Raw genomic sequence first — 16,211 nt, 5'->3', positions numbered from 1 at the left:
GAGGATTCATGCTCAGGCCCGTCATCCTGTCCGGGGGCTCGGGATCGCGCCTCTGGCCCGTGTCTCGCGAGCACTATCCCAAGCAATTCCTGAGGCTGAACTCGGAGCAACACAGCCTCCTGCAGGAGACCGCACTGCGTCTGGCCGGCATGGAGCACTGTCGTTCGCCCCTGGTGGTCTGCAACGACGAACATCGGTTTCTGGTGGCGGAACAGCTGCAGGTGATCGGCAGGCCGGCGGAGCGTATCCTGCTCGAGCCGGTCGGACGCAACACGGCTCCGGCACTGGCCCTTTCGGCGCTGGTGGCCCTGGAGCAGGACGACGATGCCAGCCTGCTGGTCATGCCGGCCGACCATGTCATCGAGGACGCCCAGGCGTTCGTGCGTGCCGTCGAGCAGGGCCGGCGGCTGGTCGAGGCAGGCCGCCTCGTGACCTTCGGCATCGAGCCCTCGTCACCGCATACCGGCTATGGCTATATTCGCCGCGGTGAACCCCTGGGCGCCGGGTTCCGGGTCGACTCCTTCATCGAGAAGCCGGATGTCGAGCGCGCCCGGGCCTACCTCGAGAGCGGCGAATATCTCTGGAACAGCGGGATCTTCCTGGTCGGCGCGCGCCAGTATCTGGACGAGCTGGCCACCCACGCCCCCGACATCCTGGAACAGTGCCGGCATGCCTTCGCGGGTCGGCGAGAGGACATGGACTTCCTGCGCCTCGACGAGGCGTCGTTCATCGACTGTCGCAGCGAATCCATCGACTATGCCGTCATGGAGCATACCCGAGCCGCGGCGGTGGTGCCGATGGATCCCGGCTGGAGCGATATCGGCTCCTGGGACGCCATTCACGATCTCCAGCGTCGTGCCGCCGACCCGGACGGCAATGCCACCCAGGGCGATGTCATGCTGTTCGAGTCGTTCGGCAATCTGGTGCGCAGCGAGTCGCGCCTGGTGGCCGGGGTCGGCGTCAAGGACCTGGTGATCGTCGAAACCGAGGATGCCGTGCTGGTCGCCAACCGCGACCACGCCCAGCATACCAAGCAGATCGTCAATGCCCTGAAGGCCAGCGACCGCGCCGAGTTCCAGTCTCACCAGAGCGTCTATCGCCCCTGGGGGCACTATCGAAGCCTGGTCAGTGTCAGCGGCTTCCAGGTCAAGGAGATCGTCGTCAAGCCGGGCGGACGCCTGTCGCTGCAGATGCATTACCACCGGGCCGAGCATTGGGTCGTCGTCGCCGGCACGGCCCGCGTTACCCTGGGCGGCGGCCATGGTGACAGCGACAGCATGAAAAGCTTCCTGCTCAGCGAGGACGAATCGACCTATATACCGCTCGGCACGGTGCACCGCCTGGAGAATCCCGGCCGGATTCCCCTGCGTCTCATCGAGGTGCAGACCGGCGACTATCTGGGCGAGGACGACATCGTGCGCTTCGACGATATCTACGGACGCACCCCGGTCGGCGCCGATCATGATGGCTGATGGCGAGGCCCTGGAAGGCCTTCGCCGCTGGGGGCAGGGGAGGCGCGTCGCCATCGTGCACGACTGGCTGGTCGTGCACGGTGGTGCCGAGAAGGTGCTGGACGCCTTGCTCGCGGCCTTCCCCCAGGCCGAGCTCTTCACCCTGGTGGACTTCCTGCCCGAGGCGCAGCGAGGGCGTATCGCCCGGCACCGGGTCCACACCAGCCTGATACAGCGTCTGCCGCTGGCCAGGCGCCACTACCGTCACTACCTGCCCTGGATGCCGTACGCCATCGAGCAGTTCGATCTCTCGGCCTTCGATCTGGTCATTTCGTCGAGCCACTGCGTGGCCAAGGGCGTGGTGACGCACCCCGGCCAGCGCCATGTCTGCTATTGCCACACGCCGGTGCGATACGCCTGGGACATGAAGGAAGCCTACCTGCGCGACGCCGGCCTGCGCCTGCCCGGGCTCGAGAGCCTGGTGCGGATGACGCTCAAGCGGCTTCGCGAGTGGGATCACTTCACCGCCAGCCAGGTCGATCATTTCCTGGCCAACTCCGACAACGTCGCCCGGCGCATACGCAAGTACTACCGGCGCGAGGCCAGCGTGCTCTATCCGCCGGTCGACCTGTCCGGGTTCGCCTTCCATGGCGGGGAGCGCGACGATTACTACCTGGCCGCGTCGCGGCTGGTGCCCTACAAGCGCCTCGACCTCATCGTCGAAGCCTTCCGCGAGATGCCCGGGCGGCGTCTCAGGGTCGTGGGGGAGGGGCCCGAGCGCCGTCGTCTCGAGCGCCTGGCCGAGGGGGCCGACAACATCGAGCTGCTCGGCTATCGGCCGGACGCCGAGCTCGCATGGCTGATGGCCAGGGCGCGTGCCTTCGTCTTCGCCGCCGACGAGGACTTCGGCATCCTGCCGCTCGAGGCCCAGGCCTGCGGTACCCCCGTCATCGCCTACGGGCGTGGCGGTGCGTGCGAGACGGTGCTCGGCCCGGCGCATGGCGCGGCGGCTACCGGCGTGTTCTTCGACCGCCAGCACCCCGCCGCCCTGAGCGAGGCGGTCGCCGCCTTCGAGGCCTGTGACATCTCGCCCGAGGCCTGCCGCCGCCAGGCGCAGCGCTTCGGCGCCGGGGACTTCTGGCGGCGGTTGCTCGATCACTTGACCCACCTGGAAACCGACGAGCTCTCACCATGAACGTGATCGTCAATCTTCAACCGCTGCTGACGCCCCTGACGGGCATCGGACACTATACGCGTGAGTTGACGCTGTGCTTGCTGGAACAACAGCGGGCCGTGACGGGGGTCTGTGGCACACGTTTCGAGACCCTGAGTGCGCAGCATTCATTGCTGGCCCAGCCGTCTTCCTCGGCCGATACGGCTGTCTCGGCGTTCGATGAGCGGGGCCCCCTGTGGGGCATGGCCCGTCGCTATCTGCGTAACCCCCTGACGCGTGCCGGCTACCGTTGGTTATGCAGTCAGCGCCTGCGTCATCAGGGCCGGCGCCTGCAACGGCGTAGCGACAGCATCTATTGGGAACCCAATTATATCCTCCTGCCATGGCAGGGGCCGAGCATCGTGACTGTCCACGACCTGTCGCACCAGCGCTATCCGGCTTTCCATCCCCGGGATCGCCTCGCCTTCTTCGATCGTCACCTCCCCGAGAGCCTGCGTCGTGCGACCCGCATCAACGTGGTCTCGCACTTTACGGCGGGAGAGCTCCAGGCCTTGCATGGCATCGATGATGATCGCATTGATATCGTCCCGCCGGGGGTGTCTTCGAGGTTTTTCGACGCACCGGGAGCGGATGCGGTCGAGGCGCTGACTCGGCGTTATGACTTACCCGAACGCTTCCTGCTCAGCGTGGGGACCCTAGAACCACGCAAGAATCTGGCGAATGTCATGCAGGCCTTCGCCGAGCTACCCGATGGCGATCAGCGCGCCGCTCCGCTGCTGCTGGCCGGCATGCAGGGCTGGGGGGAGCAGCGGCTCGGACCCGAGGTGCGGCGAGCCCTGGAGGCGGGGACCATCCGCCGGCTGGGGTATGTGCCGGGGAGCGACCTGCCGGGGCTCTATGCACTAGCCTCCGGATTCGTGTACGTGTCCTGTTATGAGGGCTTCGGCATGCCGGTCATCGAGGCGATGGCGGCCGGCACTCCGGTGCTCACGGCCAATGTCACCGCCACCGCCGAGGTCGGAGGAGACGCGGCGCTGGTCGTGCCTCCCGATGACGTCGGGGCGATTCGCCAGGGGCTGCAGCGGCTGCTCGACGAGGACCATGGCGAGCGGATTCGGCGCGGCCGCCGGCGCGCCGAAGGCTATAGCTGGCGGTATTCCGCCCGTGCGTTGACCGACTCCCTGCAGATGGCCCTGGAGGCTCGATGATGTGGCGCGTACCTCGGCTGTTTCTCGATAGCCTGCCCCTGGTGGCCCAGTTGGCCAAGCAGGAGCTGGTGGACCGCCACAAGGGCTCGGTGCTGGGCAGGACCTGGACCTTCATCGGCCCGCTAATCACCATCCTGGTGTTCGTGCTGGTGTTCTCCCGCATCATGGGGGCTCGCCTGGAAGGCTTCGGGGCCGAGCTCGATCAGTATGGTTACAGCATCTACCTGATCGCCGGCATCCTGCCTTGGATGGCATTCGCCAAGTGCCTGGAGCGCATCACCAACCTGTTCGTCGAACAGGGGCATCTGATCACCAAGGTGCGGGTGTCTCTCAAGGCATTGCCGCTGTCGGTCCTGCTTGCCGAGAGCGTACCGCACCTGGTGGCCATGGGGTTCTTCGCGGCCTTCCTGTGGCTGGTGGAGTTTCCCATCTCCGTTTGGTGGCTGGGCCTGGTACCGGTGTTCGCCCTGCAGTGCGCCTTCCTTTATGGCCTGGGCCTGACCCTCGCCGTGCTGGCGGTCTATCTCAAGGATATCCGCGAGATGGTGGCCGTGGGGCTGCAGCTATGGTTCTGGGTGACGCCGATCGTCTATGTCACCGATATCCTGCCGGCTTGGGTCCTCGACTGGCTGGCATTGAACCCTGTCTTCCATATCGTCGGCGCCTATCGCGATCTGATCATGCGTCAGCAGCTCCCCGAGTGGTCGGGACTGGCGGCGCTGGCCGTCGTGACCCTGGCTTTGGTGGCCCTGGCCTTCTGGTTGCTTGCGCGTACTGAGCGCGACCTGCGCGACAGCTTCTAGCGGGAGATTCCGATGATCGCGGTCACAGACCTGCATAAATCCTTCAAGCGCTACGGTAAGCCCAGCGATCGCTTGCGCGAGGCCCTGGGCGGGCGCCCTCGGCATACCGCTCACCGGGCGCTCAAGGGCATCGACTTCTCGGTGGCGGAAGGCGAGGTGCTGGGGGTGCTGGGGCGCAACGGCGCCGGCAAGTCGACCCTGCTCAAGCTGCTCACCGGCGTTCTGCTGCCGGATAGCGGCACCATGCACATCGAGGGACGCGTCACCGGCCTGCTCGAGCTGGGCACCGGCTTCAACCCAGAGCTCAGCGGCCTCGAGAACATCACCGTCAACGCCCTGATGATCGGCATGAATCGCCGCGAGATCGAGGCGCGTCGCGAGGAGATCGTCGCCTTTTCGGAACTCGGCGACTACATTCACGAGCCGCTTCGCACCTATTCCTCGGGCATGGTCATGCGGCTGGGGTTCGCCGTGGCCATTCATGCCGATCCCGCCTGCTTCCTGGTCGACGAGGCGCTATCGGTCGGCGACGGCTACTTCCAACAGAAATGCATGAAGAAGATCCGCGAGTTCAAGGAGGCCGGCGGGTCCATCCTGTTCGTCTCCCACGATCTCAATGCCGTGAAGATGCTCTGCGACCGCGCCATCGTTCTCGAGGATGGCGCGATCACCTTCAATGGCGATGCCGATGACGCGGTGAACCACTACAACCGCGTCATGGCGCGCCAGGCCGAGGAGGAAGAGGGGCGCTTCCAGGCGCGCCACCAGGGCGCCTACGGTAGCGGCGAGGTGCAGGTTCTCGATGGCCATTTGGTGGGACGCTGCAGCGGCAGCGCCACCCTGACCAGCGGCGAGGAGCTGTGCCTGTCGCTGAACCTGATGGCCCACCAGGCCGTGGACGACCTGACCCTGGGGCTGATGATCCGCGATCGTTTCGGTCAGGATATCTTCGGCGTCAACACCCACCAACTGGGGCGATCCCTGGCGCTGGCCGCCGGGGAACAACGCGAGGTGCGGTTGACCGTCAAGGCCGACATCGCCCCCGGCAAGTACACCGTGACCCTGGCCCTGCACTCCAGTGACCATCACCTGGACGACTGTTACTGGTGGTGCGATGGCTATCGTCAGTTCGAGGTGGCGGGCTTCGGCGAGGCACCGCCCTTCGGCGGACTCTGCCGGTTGCCCATGAGCCTCGAGCTGGAACCGGCGGCCACCAACTCTTCATCGAGGAGCCCCCATGCCACAGACCTTTGATGACCTGGAGCGCCTGATGGCGCGGCTCAAGCGGGTCGCCCGCGAGCTGCCCGAGCCACAGGGGGAGGGGCGCGAGGCGCCCGAACCGCCGATGTTCGCGCATCAACGACTGATCGACGAGCTCAAGGCGGCCCGGGAAGACGATGGAAGCCCGCTGCTCGAGCCGCGCCGCCCCCGGCTGGCCGAGCTGCTGGTCATGGATCAGGGCGACGAGGCGTTCGTCAGGGGGCTCTATCGTCACCTGCTCGGCCGCGAGCCCGACCCCGAGGGGCTGGCTAACTACCTGGGGCGGGTGCCGCGTGTAGGAAGGCTCTATACGCTGGCGGCCCTGATGGCATCCGACGAGTCGCGTCGGTTCCGCGACAATGTCGGTCTCGAGGTGGAGCACGAGGGGAAACTGCTGCCCCCCCTGGGCTATCTGAAACGATGCGGGCGTCTTGAGCGTGTGGTGCGGCCGGTGTTGGTCGGTGCTTACCGAGCGGTAGAGGGTATGTCTCGCCGGCATTGGCGGCTCGAGGTCGGCGGTTGTCGCACCGAGGCTCGCCTTCAACAGCTCTACGGGCAGATGATCAGCGTCCTGGCCGATGTGGACGGCCAGCTCGGCCGGCTCGACCATTTCCTGGCACACCAGCAAGCCAACGATGCCGAGGTACGCGCTCTTCGCGAGCAGCAGGCGGCCCTGTGGAGCACTCAACAGCACCAGCGGCGAGCCTTCGAACGGGCCCTGGAAGCCGAACCGGCGCCACGAGGCGACATTGAGCCGGCACGGGTCCGCGAGGAGATGCTGGATGCCTATTATGTTGCCTTCGAGGCCGCCTGCCGCGGCAGTGAAGAGGAGATCCTCGGTCACTTGCGTCATTATCTCGTGCAGCTCGACCAGGCGCGCCAGGCCGGTGACCAGGCCATCGACCTGGGCTGCGGCCGGGGCGAGTGGCTATCGTTGCTCGGGGAAGAAGGCTTCCGGGCCGTGGGCGTGGACCTCAATATTGCCATGGTCGAGCATTGCCGAGAGCATGGTTTCGAGGCCCGTCATCAGGATGCTCTAGGGGCACTGCGCGCGCTTTCCGACGGTAGCCAGGCCCTGGTCAGCGGCTTTCATATCGCCGAACATCTGCCCTTCGAAGTCCTCTACGCTCTGGTGGACGAGGCTCAGCGAGTGTTGGCGCCGGGTGGCGTGCTGATCCTCGAAACGCCCAACCCGGAAAACCTCCTGGTGGGTAGCCACACCTTCTATCACGACCCGACCCATCGTAACCCGCTGACGCCGACCGCCATGCAGTTCCTGCTGACGTATCACGGCTTCGGCGATGTTGAGGTGCGCCGTTTCAATGCCTACCCGGAAGACGCTCTGGTGCCGGGCGACGATCCGCTGACCCAGCGTGTCAACGGCCACCTGTGCGGCCCTCAGGACTTCGCCGTGGTGGGGCTGAAGGCCTCGCCGGGCGTTTCCCCTGTCGAGGATGAGGAGTCGGCCGTCGCATGAGAGTCATCGTCACCGCCAACCAGGTGCCCTTCATGCGGGGAGGAGCGGACTTCCACGTTCAAGGCGTGACCGAGGCCCTGACCCGCCATGGCCACGACGTGGAGCTGCTGCGGCTGCCGTTTCGGTTCCAGCCCGAGGCCGATGTCGAGCGCTCCATGGAGCATGCCGCGGGGCTGGACCTTACCGCGCCCAACGGTGTGGAGGTCGACCGGGTGATCAGCCTGCAGTTTCCCGGCTACGGCGTCACCCATCCCGAGCACGTGGTCTGGGTGATGCATCAGCATCGTGCCGTCTACGAGCTGTTCGACGAAGCTGAGGCCAGTGACGCCTTGCGCCGCCTGCGTGACCGGGTCAAGGCCTTCGACGATCACCACCTGGCCCGCGCACACCGTCTGTTCGCCAACTCCGGTCGTGTCGCCGAGCGCCTCGAGAATCACAATGGACTGAACGCCGAGCCGCTCTATCACCCGCCCCACGGCGCCGAGCGGTTCTTTCGTGCCGAGGACTGGGGCTATGTCTTTTATCCTAGCCGTCTGGAGAGCCTCAAACGCCAGGACCTGTTGATCGAGGCTGCCCGGCACCTGGAGAGTCCGGCCAGGATCCTGATCGCCGGTGACGGCGGTCAGCGCAGCCGTTTCGCGTCTCTGGTGGCGCATCATGGCCTGGGCGAGCGCATCCGTCTCACTGGGCGCTTCAGCGAGGCCGAGAAATACGCCTTTTACGCCCACGCCATGGCGGTGTTCTTCGGTCCCTTCGATGAGGACTACGGTTACATCACTCTAGAGGCCATGCTGGCGGGCAAGCCGGTGATTACCTGCACCGATAGCGGAGGCCCGCTGGAATTCGTTCGCCACGGTGAGACTGGGTGGACGGTGGAGCCTGACCCGCGCGCGATCGCTGCCGCCATCGACGAGGCTTGGGCCAACCGTGCCCGGACCGCCGAGATGGGAAGGGCCGGTCGTGAGCACTACGAGCAGCAGTCGATCTCCTGGGATCACGTGGTTGATCGGCTGCTGGACAGGAGCCAGGCATGAAGATCGGCATCGTGGCGCCAAGCCCCGTGCCCTTCACCATCGGTGGGGCGGAGAAACTCTGGTGGGGGCTCTGGCAACACCTGAATGCCGAGAACCATGCGGTTGAGTTGCTGAAGCTGCCCAGCCCCGAGCGCGACCTGCGAGAGGTGATGGCCAGCTATCGGCGGTTCAGTGAGCTGGATGTCGGCCATTTCGATACCATCATCACCACGAAGTATCCGGCCTGGATGGTCGAGCATGACGATCACCGGCTCTATCTCCAGCATCCGCTGCGCGGGCTCTACGATACCTGGCCGTGGCCGGAACGGGCCGAGTGCGATGCCTTCACGCCGGAAGCCTGGCCCCATGGCGGGGAGGCGGCTGCCGCCCTGGTCGTGCCCAGCCCGGCGCGGGACGATCTGCGCCGGCTGCTCTCCGCCGAGCCCGAGCGCGGCCGGCTGGGTGAGCTGTTCGAGGCCTTCGAGGCCTTGGCCGATGATCCCGCCATGGCTCCCCTGCTAGCCTTCCCAGGACCGCTGGCGCGCGCCCTGGTGCACCATCTGGATCGCATCGCCATGGCGCCGGAGCGTATCTCCCGCTACAGCGCCATCTCGCGGACCATCACGCGGCGTCCCGATTATTTTCCTCGCGGTGTGCCGATCCAGGTCATTCACCATCCCTCGGATCTGCCCTGCTTCGCCCCGCAGGAGGAGGCTGCCGCCGAGGTGGCCGACAAAAGGGAAGGGAGGGGCTTTTTCACCGCCAGTCGCCTCGAGAGTCCAAAGCGGATCGAGTTGTTGCTGGAAGCCTACCTGTCGAGTCGCTGTCTTGAGCCCTTACGGATCGCCGGCACCGGGCCTCTGGAGGAGGCCCTGAAAACGCGCGCCATGGGTGATGAGCGAGTGGAGTTCCTGGGGTTCGTGCCCGATGCAGAGCTGATCGATCACTACCGGGATGCTCTGGCCGTGCCCTTCGTGCCCTGCCAGGAGGATTACGGGTTGATCACCGTGGAGGCGATGGCGCTGGGTAAACCGGTGATCACCTGCACCGATAGTGGCGGGCCCACCGAGTTTGTGCGACATGGCATCACCGGCTGGTGCGTCGCGCCGGAGGTCGACGCCCTCCGGCAGGCCCTGGAAAGCGCCGAGGCTGACCCGGAGGCGACTCGTGCCCTCGGGGCTCGCGCCCGTCAGGCGGTATCGCATGTCGATTGGGCGGATACTGCCCGTCGCCTGCTGGCCCCGACCGGTGCTGCAGCGCCCGATGACACTATGCCCCATGATGCCCTCGATATCCCGGCGGTAGGAGTCGGAGATGGCGAACGCTGGCTGGTCCTCAACACCTTCCCGGTCTATCCCCCTCAAGGGGGGGGGCAGAACCGGATTTTCCATCTCTATCGCCACTTGGCCCGGGAGGCCGGAGTGACCATCACCCTGCTGGCGCTCGATACCCAGGCCGATTCGCCCCGGCGCCAGTGGATCGCCCCTGGGTTGGAGGAACATAGAATTCCTCTCACCCCTGAGCAATTCGACGAGCTACACCGTCTCTCGCAGCGCCTGGATGCCCCCCTGGACGATCTCTATGCCATTCGTGGCTGGGCGGCCAATCCCGCCTTCGTGGTGGCGCTTGAGGCGCATGCGGCCGTGGCCAGCCTGACGGTCTGTGCCCACCCCTATCTGGTAGGCGCCGCACGGGCTCATGTCGATGGACCCTGGTGGTACGAGTCTCACAATGTCGAAGTCGACCTTAAGCGCGGGATTCTCGCCACGGCTTTGGCGGGTGAAGATGAGGATGACCGACGCCTGGCCGAGGGGCTGCTCGCCGACATCGAATGGGCTGAGGCCCTGGCCTGCCGAGAAAGCCAGCGCCTGCTGGCCTGCGCGGAGGGCGATCTTGCCGCCTTTCGCCGCCGCTATCATCTGCCGCCCGACAAGGGACGGGTGGTTCCCAATGGGGCCGATATCGAGGCGCTGCCCTATGTCGACGACGTTGCCCGTCGCTCCTGGCAGCGTCGTCTGGGCCAGAGTCGTCCACTGGCGCTGTTCGTCGGCAGCTGGCATGGCCCCAACCTGGAGGCGGCTCATTTCATCGCCCGGCGCCTGGCTCCAGCGCATCCGGGAGTGGACTTCCTGCTGGTCGGCAGCCTCTGTCAACATCCCGAGTTGGGAAACCTTCCCGACAACATGCGTTGCGCCGGCCTGGTCGGCGACGCCGAGTTGAAGCTGCTGCTGGCCTCGGCCGATGCGGCGCTCAATCCGATGCTCGGCGGCTCGGGAAGCAATCTCAAGATGCTCGACTACGCTGCCTCCGGCGTTCCCATCCTCACCACTCCCTTCGGCAACCGCGGGCTCAATTTCGCCGCCGATGCCGTCTGGCAAGCGCCGCCAGGGGAGCTTGCCTCTTCGCTGGCCGACCTCCTGGCCACCGCCTCCGCCGAGCGCACGGCGCGGACTCGGGCGGCCCGACGTCATACCGAGCAGTACTTCGACTGGCGACGCATCGCCCGGGCCTGCCTGACGGTTGACTCCCACCAACCCTCCTGATGCCGACTGGCCGGTAAGCCCTACGGGCTGACCGGCGGTTCTGTCCCCCTCACCGTCATGCGGTCGTAATCTACGGCTCCATTGAAGCGAGACGGCTACATGCCGATGCGTTGTCCTGGTGTGATTCATAGCCAGGCCTGTCTCGATTCGAGGGCGTACCACGGCAAGCCGATGCCTCGGTGATGCGGCCGGCAGGCTCAAATTCGCCCGTGGGTTGTCTGCGTCAGGTATGTCGACAGGGTGGAACGGACCGCACCACGGTCGACACCGTAGTCCTTCGTCGAGTTGGACCCGGAGCAGCCCCGGCTACCTCGAACGCCCTGGTATCTCCTCATGAAAGCGGCCTGGCGACGTCCGTCGCCCCGCTAGTGCCGTCATGGCGCCGGCCGGCGAGGCGATCCTCATACCACACCCGAAAATGACGATTACTCGCCTCGGCCATCTGAAAGGTCGTCGAGGGAAGACTCTCTGACGTGTCCGAGGGACTGTCGTCACCTGTTTTGTTGTAGGCGATTCGCTTTTTATGCCCGTTTTTTGTGCAGTAAAAAGCATTTTGATCTTTGTGCACATTTTTTTTGTGAGAGGCCTGAGGTTTGTCTCTAAGTCTATTGTGTGCAGGATCGATCTTCTTGGGATTGCGCGTGGCTATATATGATGAGGAAAGGAGGTGTTGTCTTCCTGTTTTTGGTGAGACTTGCCTACATTATTTGTATAAAAAGCTTATTTTCTGTGCGAAAAACGTCACATTGTTCTGTATGCGAATCGCTGAGATGAGACAGCGAATCAACGCATTCGTCGATTCTGTGCCGAAAAGGCCATCATGATTTTTTTGATGAAGATGCCCCGATTTCTCCCGGGGGAAAAGGTGTGCTAAGTATAATTTTATTCTTTCAAATTATTGTTTTTATTGTTTTTTTGTGAAATAGGTCATTATTTATGGTGCAATTCTTCTGCCCATTCGCTGATCTTTCGAGTCGCGAAAATCGATGATGCTTTGAGATTTTTTCTGTGCAGATTCGGGCAAGCAGGAAGAAATGGAGGGGTTTTTTGCGCAATTCAAGAGATTGAGATTGCTCGGTTGTTCGCAGCCTGTTGCTGGAGTGGCAAATCTCTTACATGGCTTTGAGATTTTTCTTATGGTTTGTGCTGAGCGAGGAATATTCATCTTTTATTGGCCTTATTTTGGGGCGTTGACTTGTGTGGAAGTACGCCTATACATTGGGCCTGCTCGCCCTGCCATGCAGGGGGAAAGATCAGCTTGTGATAGAAAGTAACGACGCTTCTTCCCGCGCTAAATCATGGAAAACGGGCGAAGAAAAGCAGGACCTTGAGCGCTCAAGGCAAAGGAGGGCTGGCGACGACTCATAGCGTCAGCATCTTTTCAAGCAAGGAGACTATAGTCCCATGGCAACACAAGAGAACCTGGAACTGGCGCAGTCCCTGTACGTGGCCTACTACGGCCGTCCGGCCGACCAGGCCGGCCAGGAATACTGGGCCGAGGAAATCGAAGCCAACGGCGCTGCTGCTGTCATCAACGCCTTCGGTACCTCTGACGAGTACAATGCTCGCTTTGGGGACCTGAGCGACGAGCAGCTGGTAAACAACCTCTACCAGCAGATGTTCGGCCGCGATGCCGAGCAGGAAGGCCTGGACTTCTACGTCGACATGCTGGAAAGCGGTGAGAGCAGCCTGGCCGAGATCGCGCTGGACATCTTCAACGGCGCCCAGGGTGACGATCTCGCCACCATCGAGAACAAGGTCGAGGCCGCCCAGGCGTTCACCGACGAAGCCGGCAGCGCCTACACCGGTGACGCGGCCGCCGAGCACGGCGCCGAGTTCCTCGAAGGTGTCGATGCCGACACCGACGTGTCTTCCCTGGATGTGGAAGGCGCCGTCGAGGACATCCCGAGCGGCGATGGCGATGGGAACGGCAGCAACACCATCGATATCGACTTCCGCAACACCGATTCCGCGGAAGGCTATGTGGCCGAGACCGACGGCAACACCACTACTGTCAGCAACATCGGCAAGATCGAGTGGGACGAAGCCGGTCAGGTGGCCACCAGCTCCAAGGACTACACCTTCCACCTCGCCGACCAGCTCGGCGCCGAGGAAAGCTACGAGGGTCTGTTCCTGAGCCCGGTGCTGACCGCCGAGGACCGTACCGCCAACTCTCAGCTGTTCATCGACCTGCTGGACCTGCGGACCGCCAACACTGACCGTCCGCTGGGCGATCTGCCGGTCAACGGCTTCCGCTTCTCCGTCAACGGCGAGGAAGTGGTGCTGCAGTCCGAAGATATCTTCAACGCCGAGACCTACACCGAGCTGCTGACCGCGGTCAACGACGCTCTGGACGCCAGCAACAACCCGCTGCTGGATGGCTTCGCGGCCACCCTGGGCGGCGAGTTCGAGGCCACCGACGACAATGGCCAGACCGTCAGCGGCACCACTCTGGTGCTGACCGACAGCAACGGCGGCGTGATCGAGGAAGGCAACTTCACCTACAGCGACGACGCCTCCGCCGGTGGCTTCACCCTGTACGGTGAGCAGAGCACCGAGGCCCCAGAGAACATCCAGGAGCTGATCGAGACCAATGTCGACCTGGATAACATCGGCTACGGTTCACAGGGCGCCAGCCTGAACCTGGTCGGTCAGTCCAACTCCGACAAGGGCATCGAGCAGATCAACCTCAGCGCCCAGAACGGCGTGTGGCTGACTCGTCTCGAGTCCTCCAACGGCAGTGACTTCCTCAAGGAGCTCAACCTGTCGGGCGAGAGCTACTTCAAGGTCGGCACCCAGGACAACGAGAACGTCCACGGTCTGGAAGATGTCCTGAGCGGCAATGGTGAGTTCGGTCTGGTCGACGTCCAGGACGTCAACGGCGGCGACTTCGGCGGCGACATCAAGCTCAGCGCCAACATCACCGAGGAAGTGGTCGCGCGTGACCTGAACGCCCAGGACACCGACGTCGATCCGAAGGACGACAACGCCACCTTCAACTACACCACCTCCGCCGGCAACGACCAGATCTCCCTGGCCGTGTCCGACGACGTGATGGCCCGCGAAGACGTCAACCTGGTGATCGACAGCGGTGCCGGCGATGACGTGGTCGAGACGATCTTCGTCACCGACACCAACGACCTGACCGACCAGCAGCTCAACGCCAACCAGACCATCGCCACCGGTGCCGGTGACGACGTGGTGCGCACCTGGGGGCAGGGCGATGCGGTGATCGGTACCGGTACCGGCGATGACGTCGTCTATGCCGATAACTCCGGTGATGGCGACACTACTGATCCGGATAATGGCCTGCAGCGCGACGTCTGGGAGTTCAACTCCACCGCGGCTGCCGGTGCCGCACCGACCGGCGTCTCCAACAGCGACAACGAGCTTTCTGGTGGTGTCACTACGCTTGTGGATCAGACCTATAGCGTTCAGGAAGGCGCAGCCGTCCAGGTGCAGGTGACCTTCAAGGGCCACGAGTCCATGTGGATCGACGTGCCGAGCACCGACGGTGGCGATAACGGCGACACCATCAGCACCCTGCAGGTCAACCAGGCCATCAAGGACGCGGTCAACAACGACCATGTGCTGGGCAACCTGCTCGAGGCCTCCGACGGCGACGGCAATATCCTCGATATCGCCTCGTTGATCGACGGCGATAACCGGGATGCGCTGGAGATCGCCTTCCGCGATAACAATCCGGATACTGATGCCGATACTAATGGCGATCTGGATGGTATCGAAGCCATTTACGCTGAAGAAACAGGCAGCGACAATGCTGCTGCCCATAACGATGGTGGTGCCATTAGCGGTGCCGAGAGTGACAACACCATCAACGCCGGTGAAGGCGACGATGTGCTGGTGCTGGGTACCGGTGCCGAGAGCAACGATACCCTGGTGCTGTCCGGCGAGTTCGGCAACGATGATATCGTCAACTTCACCGCGGACACTGGCAACAACGCCGACATCCTGGACTTCACCAGCTATGGTGTGAATGGCGGTACCGTTGGTAGCGCCACTAACGTGGGCGGTGTCGTCAATGACTCCGTGAATATCATCGACTTCGGTGATATCACTGGTCTCGATGCCAACAGCAACTTTGGCAACCTGACTGCTGCAGAGGTGAAGACCTCTTTCAGCACAGGTGCTGCTAATGGCAAAGTTGATAGCATTCTCATGGTGCAGAATGCTAACAACGAAGGCGAGTACAAGGTCTTTGACCTGAACTCCGCCAACAACTCCACCGAGTACACTGTCGACCTGGTCGGCACCCTGGACTTCGGTGAGTCTCAGGCCCTGGTGGATGCCAACATCGCCTAAGATGTCGGCCGCGTTATTCCGCCCGTCGGGATAGCCGCCAGAACAGGATCGGGCTTCGGCCCGATCCGCCAAGCCCCCACCCGGTTCGCCGAGTGGGGGCTTCTCGTTCTTCCAGCCCTTTCCGACATCACTCACTCGCATCAGGGGAGTCCATGTCCCGCTATATGCCCATCGACGCCGACCGTCATCCCCATGGCGGCTGGCTGCCTTACCCCGACTACCGCTTCGCCGCCACCGATGCCCTGGTGCCGGTGTCCCTCGAGGAGGTGCCCCATGTGATCAAGGGGCTGCCCCTGGCCTTTCGACGTCTCGACGGTGGCCGCTACCAACTGGTGGCCGTCCAGGCTCTGACCGGCGGTCTGAACCTCTGCGTGGCCCCGGACGGCCGCTGGCTCACTGGCTATGTGCCGGCGCTTTATCGCGGCTATCCCTTCCGCTTGCTCCCGAGCGAAGACCGTCGCCACTGGCGGCTCGGCGTGGCGGTCGACAGCGGCCTGTGGCTCGATGACGCCCGTGGCCAAGGGGAGCGCTGCTTCACCGAGGCCGGTGAGGAGAGCCCGGCGCTGCACCGGGTCCGCACCTTCCTGGAGAAGTTGGCCCGGTCGCGGGGCCGGGCCGTTCGGGCCGCTGAGGCCCTGGCGGGCGAGTCGCTGATCCAGCCCTGGCCGCTGAAGGTCCAGGACGAGCACGACCAGACCCAGGCTGTCGAGGGCCTCTACCGTATCGACGAGGCGGCGCTCAATGCCCTGCCCGCCGAGCGCCTGGTGGCCCTGCGCGACAGCGGCGCCTTGAGCCTGGCCTACGCCCAGCTGTTTTCCCAGCATCGCTTGAGCCAGCTGGCCCAGCTCTACCGGCTGCGCCACGCGACAACGCCCGCGGACGAGACCCTCGATGGCTGGTTCGCCGAGGATGATGACGAGATCCAGCTGGATTTCGATGGCTGAGGTCAGTTGCCCATC

The 16,211-nt window shown here is 64.0% G+C and carries 10 protein-coding genes; all 10 read left to right on the top strand.

Annotation, left to right across the window (positions count from 1 at the left end; genetic code table 11):
- The first annotated feature begins 8 nt into the window (after positions 1 to 8).
- A complete protein-coding gene (locus ACXAFN_RS07280; RefSeq protein WP_474987544.1) occupies positions 9 to 1,472 on the top strand; it encodes a mannose-1-phosphate guanylyltransferase/mannose-6-phosphate isomerase in 1,464 nt (487 codons plus the stop codon).
- Positions 1,462 to 2,646: a glycosyltransferase gene (locus ACXAFN_RS07275; protein ID WP_474987542.1), complete on the top strand. Its 1,185-nt coding sequence runs from the start codon at positions 1,462 to 1,464 to the stop codon at positions 2,644 to 2,646. Before ACXAFN_RS07280 ends, ACXAFN_RS07275 begins: the two co-directional genes overlap by 11 nt.
- Entirely contained in the window at positions 2,643 to 3,833 is a 1,191-nt protein-coding gene (locus tag ACXAFN_RS07270; RefSeq protein ID WP_474987540.1) for a glycosyltransferase family 4 protein, read from the top strand. The genes ACXAFN_RS07275 and ACXAFN_RS07270 overlap by 4 nt, the downstream gene beginning before the upstream one ends.
- Entirely contained in the window at positions 3,833 to 4,636 is an 804-nt protein-coding gene (locus ACXAFN_RS07265; protein ID WP_474987539.1) for an ABC transporter permease, read from the top strand. Before ACXAFN_RS07270 ends, ACXAFN_RS07265 begins: the two co-directional genes overlap by 1 nt.
- Before the next feature lie 12 nt (positions 4,637 to 4,648).
- Entirely contained in the window at positions 4,649 to 5,890 is a 1,242-nt protein-coding gene (locus tag ACXAFN_RS07260) for an ABC transporter ATP-binding protein (RefSeq protein ID WP_474987537.1), read from the top strand.
- Positions 5,874 to 7,373 (top strand): methyltransferase domain-containing protein, encoded by a 1,500-nt coding sequence (locus ACXAFN_RS07255; protein WP_474987535.1) that lies wholly within the window; start codon positions 5,874 to 5,876, stop codon positions 7,371 to 7,373. The genes ACXAFN_RS07260 and ACXAFN_RS07255 overlap by 17 nt, the downstream gene beginning before the upstream one ends.
- The gene (locus ACXAFN_RS07250) at positions 7,370 to 8,407 is read left to right on the top strand and encodes a glycosyltransferase family 4 protein (protein WP_474987533.1); all 1,038 of its coding nucleotides are present in this window, start codon (positions 7,370 to 7,372) and stop codon (positions 8,405 to 8,407) included. Before ACXAFN_RS07255 ends, ACXAFN_RS07250 begins: the two co-directional genes overlap by 4 nt.
- Entirely contained in the window at positions 8,404 to 10,929 is a 2,526-nt protein-coding gene (locus ACXAFN_RS07245; protein ID WP_474987532.1) for a glycosyltransferase family 4 protein, read from the top strand. Before ACXAFN_RS07250 ends, ACXAFN_RS07245 begins: the two co-directional genes overlap by 4 nt.
- Before the next feature lie 1,404 nt (positions 10,930 to 12,333).
- A complete protein-coding gene (locus ACXAFN_RS07240; RefSeq protein WP_474987531.1) occupies positions 12,334 to 15,252 on the top strand; it encodes a DUF4214 domain-containing protein in 2,919 nt (972 codons plus the stop codon).
- A 152-nt stretch (positions 15,253 to 15,404) separates the two neighbouring features.
- Entirely contained in the window at positions 15,405 to 16,196 is a 792-nt protein-coding gene (locus tag ACXAFN_RS07235) for a SapC family protein (RefSeq protein ID WP_474987529.1), read from the top strand.
- Positions 16,197 to 16,211 lie beyond the last annotated feature (15 nt).

This window comes from Halomonas sp. ABH4_019, from assembly GCF_056159885.1.
This window is presented reverse-complemented; position numbering and strand designations above follow the sequence as displayed.

Coding starts and splice junctions, on each gene's coding strand:
- ACXAFN_RS07280 (WP_474987544.1), top strand. CDS start 9: ATGCTCAGGCCCGTCATCCTGTCCGGGGGCTCGGGATCGCGCCTCTGG.
- ACXAFN_RS07275 (WP_474987542.1), top strand. CDS start 1,462: ATGATGGCTGATGGCGAGGCCCTGGAAGGCCTTCGCCGCTGGGGGCAG.
- ACXAFN_RS07270 (WP_474987540.1), top strand. CDS start 2,643: ATGAACGTGATCGTCAATCTTCAACCGCTGCTGACGCCCCTGACGGGC.
- ACXAFN_RS07265 (WP_474987539.1), top strand. CDS start 3,833: ATGTGGCGCGTACCTCGGCTGTTTCTCGATAGCCTGCCCCTGGTGGCC.
- ACXAFN_RS07260 (WP_474987537.1), top strand. CDS start 4,649: ATGATCGCGGTCACAGACCTGCATAAATCCTTCAAGCGCTACGGTAAG.
- ACXAFN_RS07255 (WP_474987535.1), top strand. CDS start 5,874: ATGCCACAGACCTTTGATGACCTGGAGCGCCTGATGGCGCGGCTCAAG.
- ACXAFN_RS07250 (WP_474987533.1), top strand. CDS start 7,370: ATGAGAGTCATCGTCACCGCCAACCAGGTGCCCTTCATGCGGGGAGGA.
- ACXAFN_RS07245 (WP_474987532.1), top strand. CDS start 8,404: ATGAAGATCGGCATCGTGGCGCCAAGCCCCGTGCCCTTCACCATCGGT.
- ACXAFN_RS07240 (WP_474987531.1), top strand. CDS start 12,334: ATGGCAACACAAGAGAACCTGGAACTGGCGCAGTCCCTGTACGTGGCC.
- ACXAFN_RS07235 (WP_474987529.1), top strand. CDS start 15,405: ATGTCCCGCTATATGCCCATCGACGCCGACCGTCATCCCCATGGCGGC.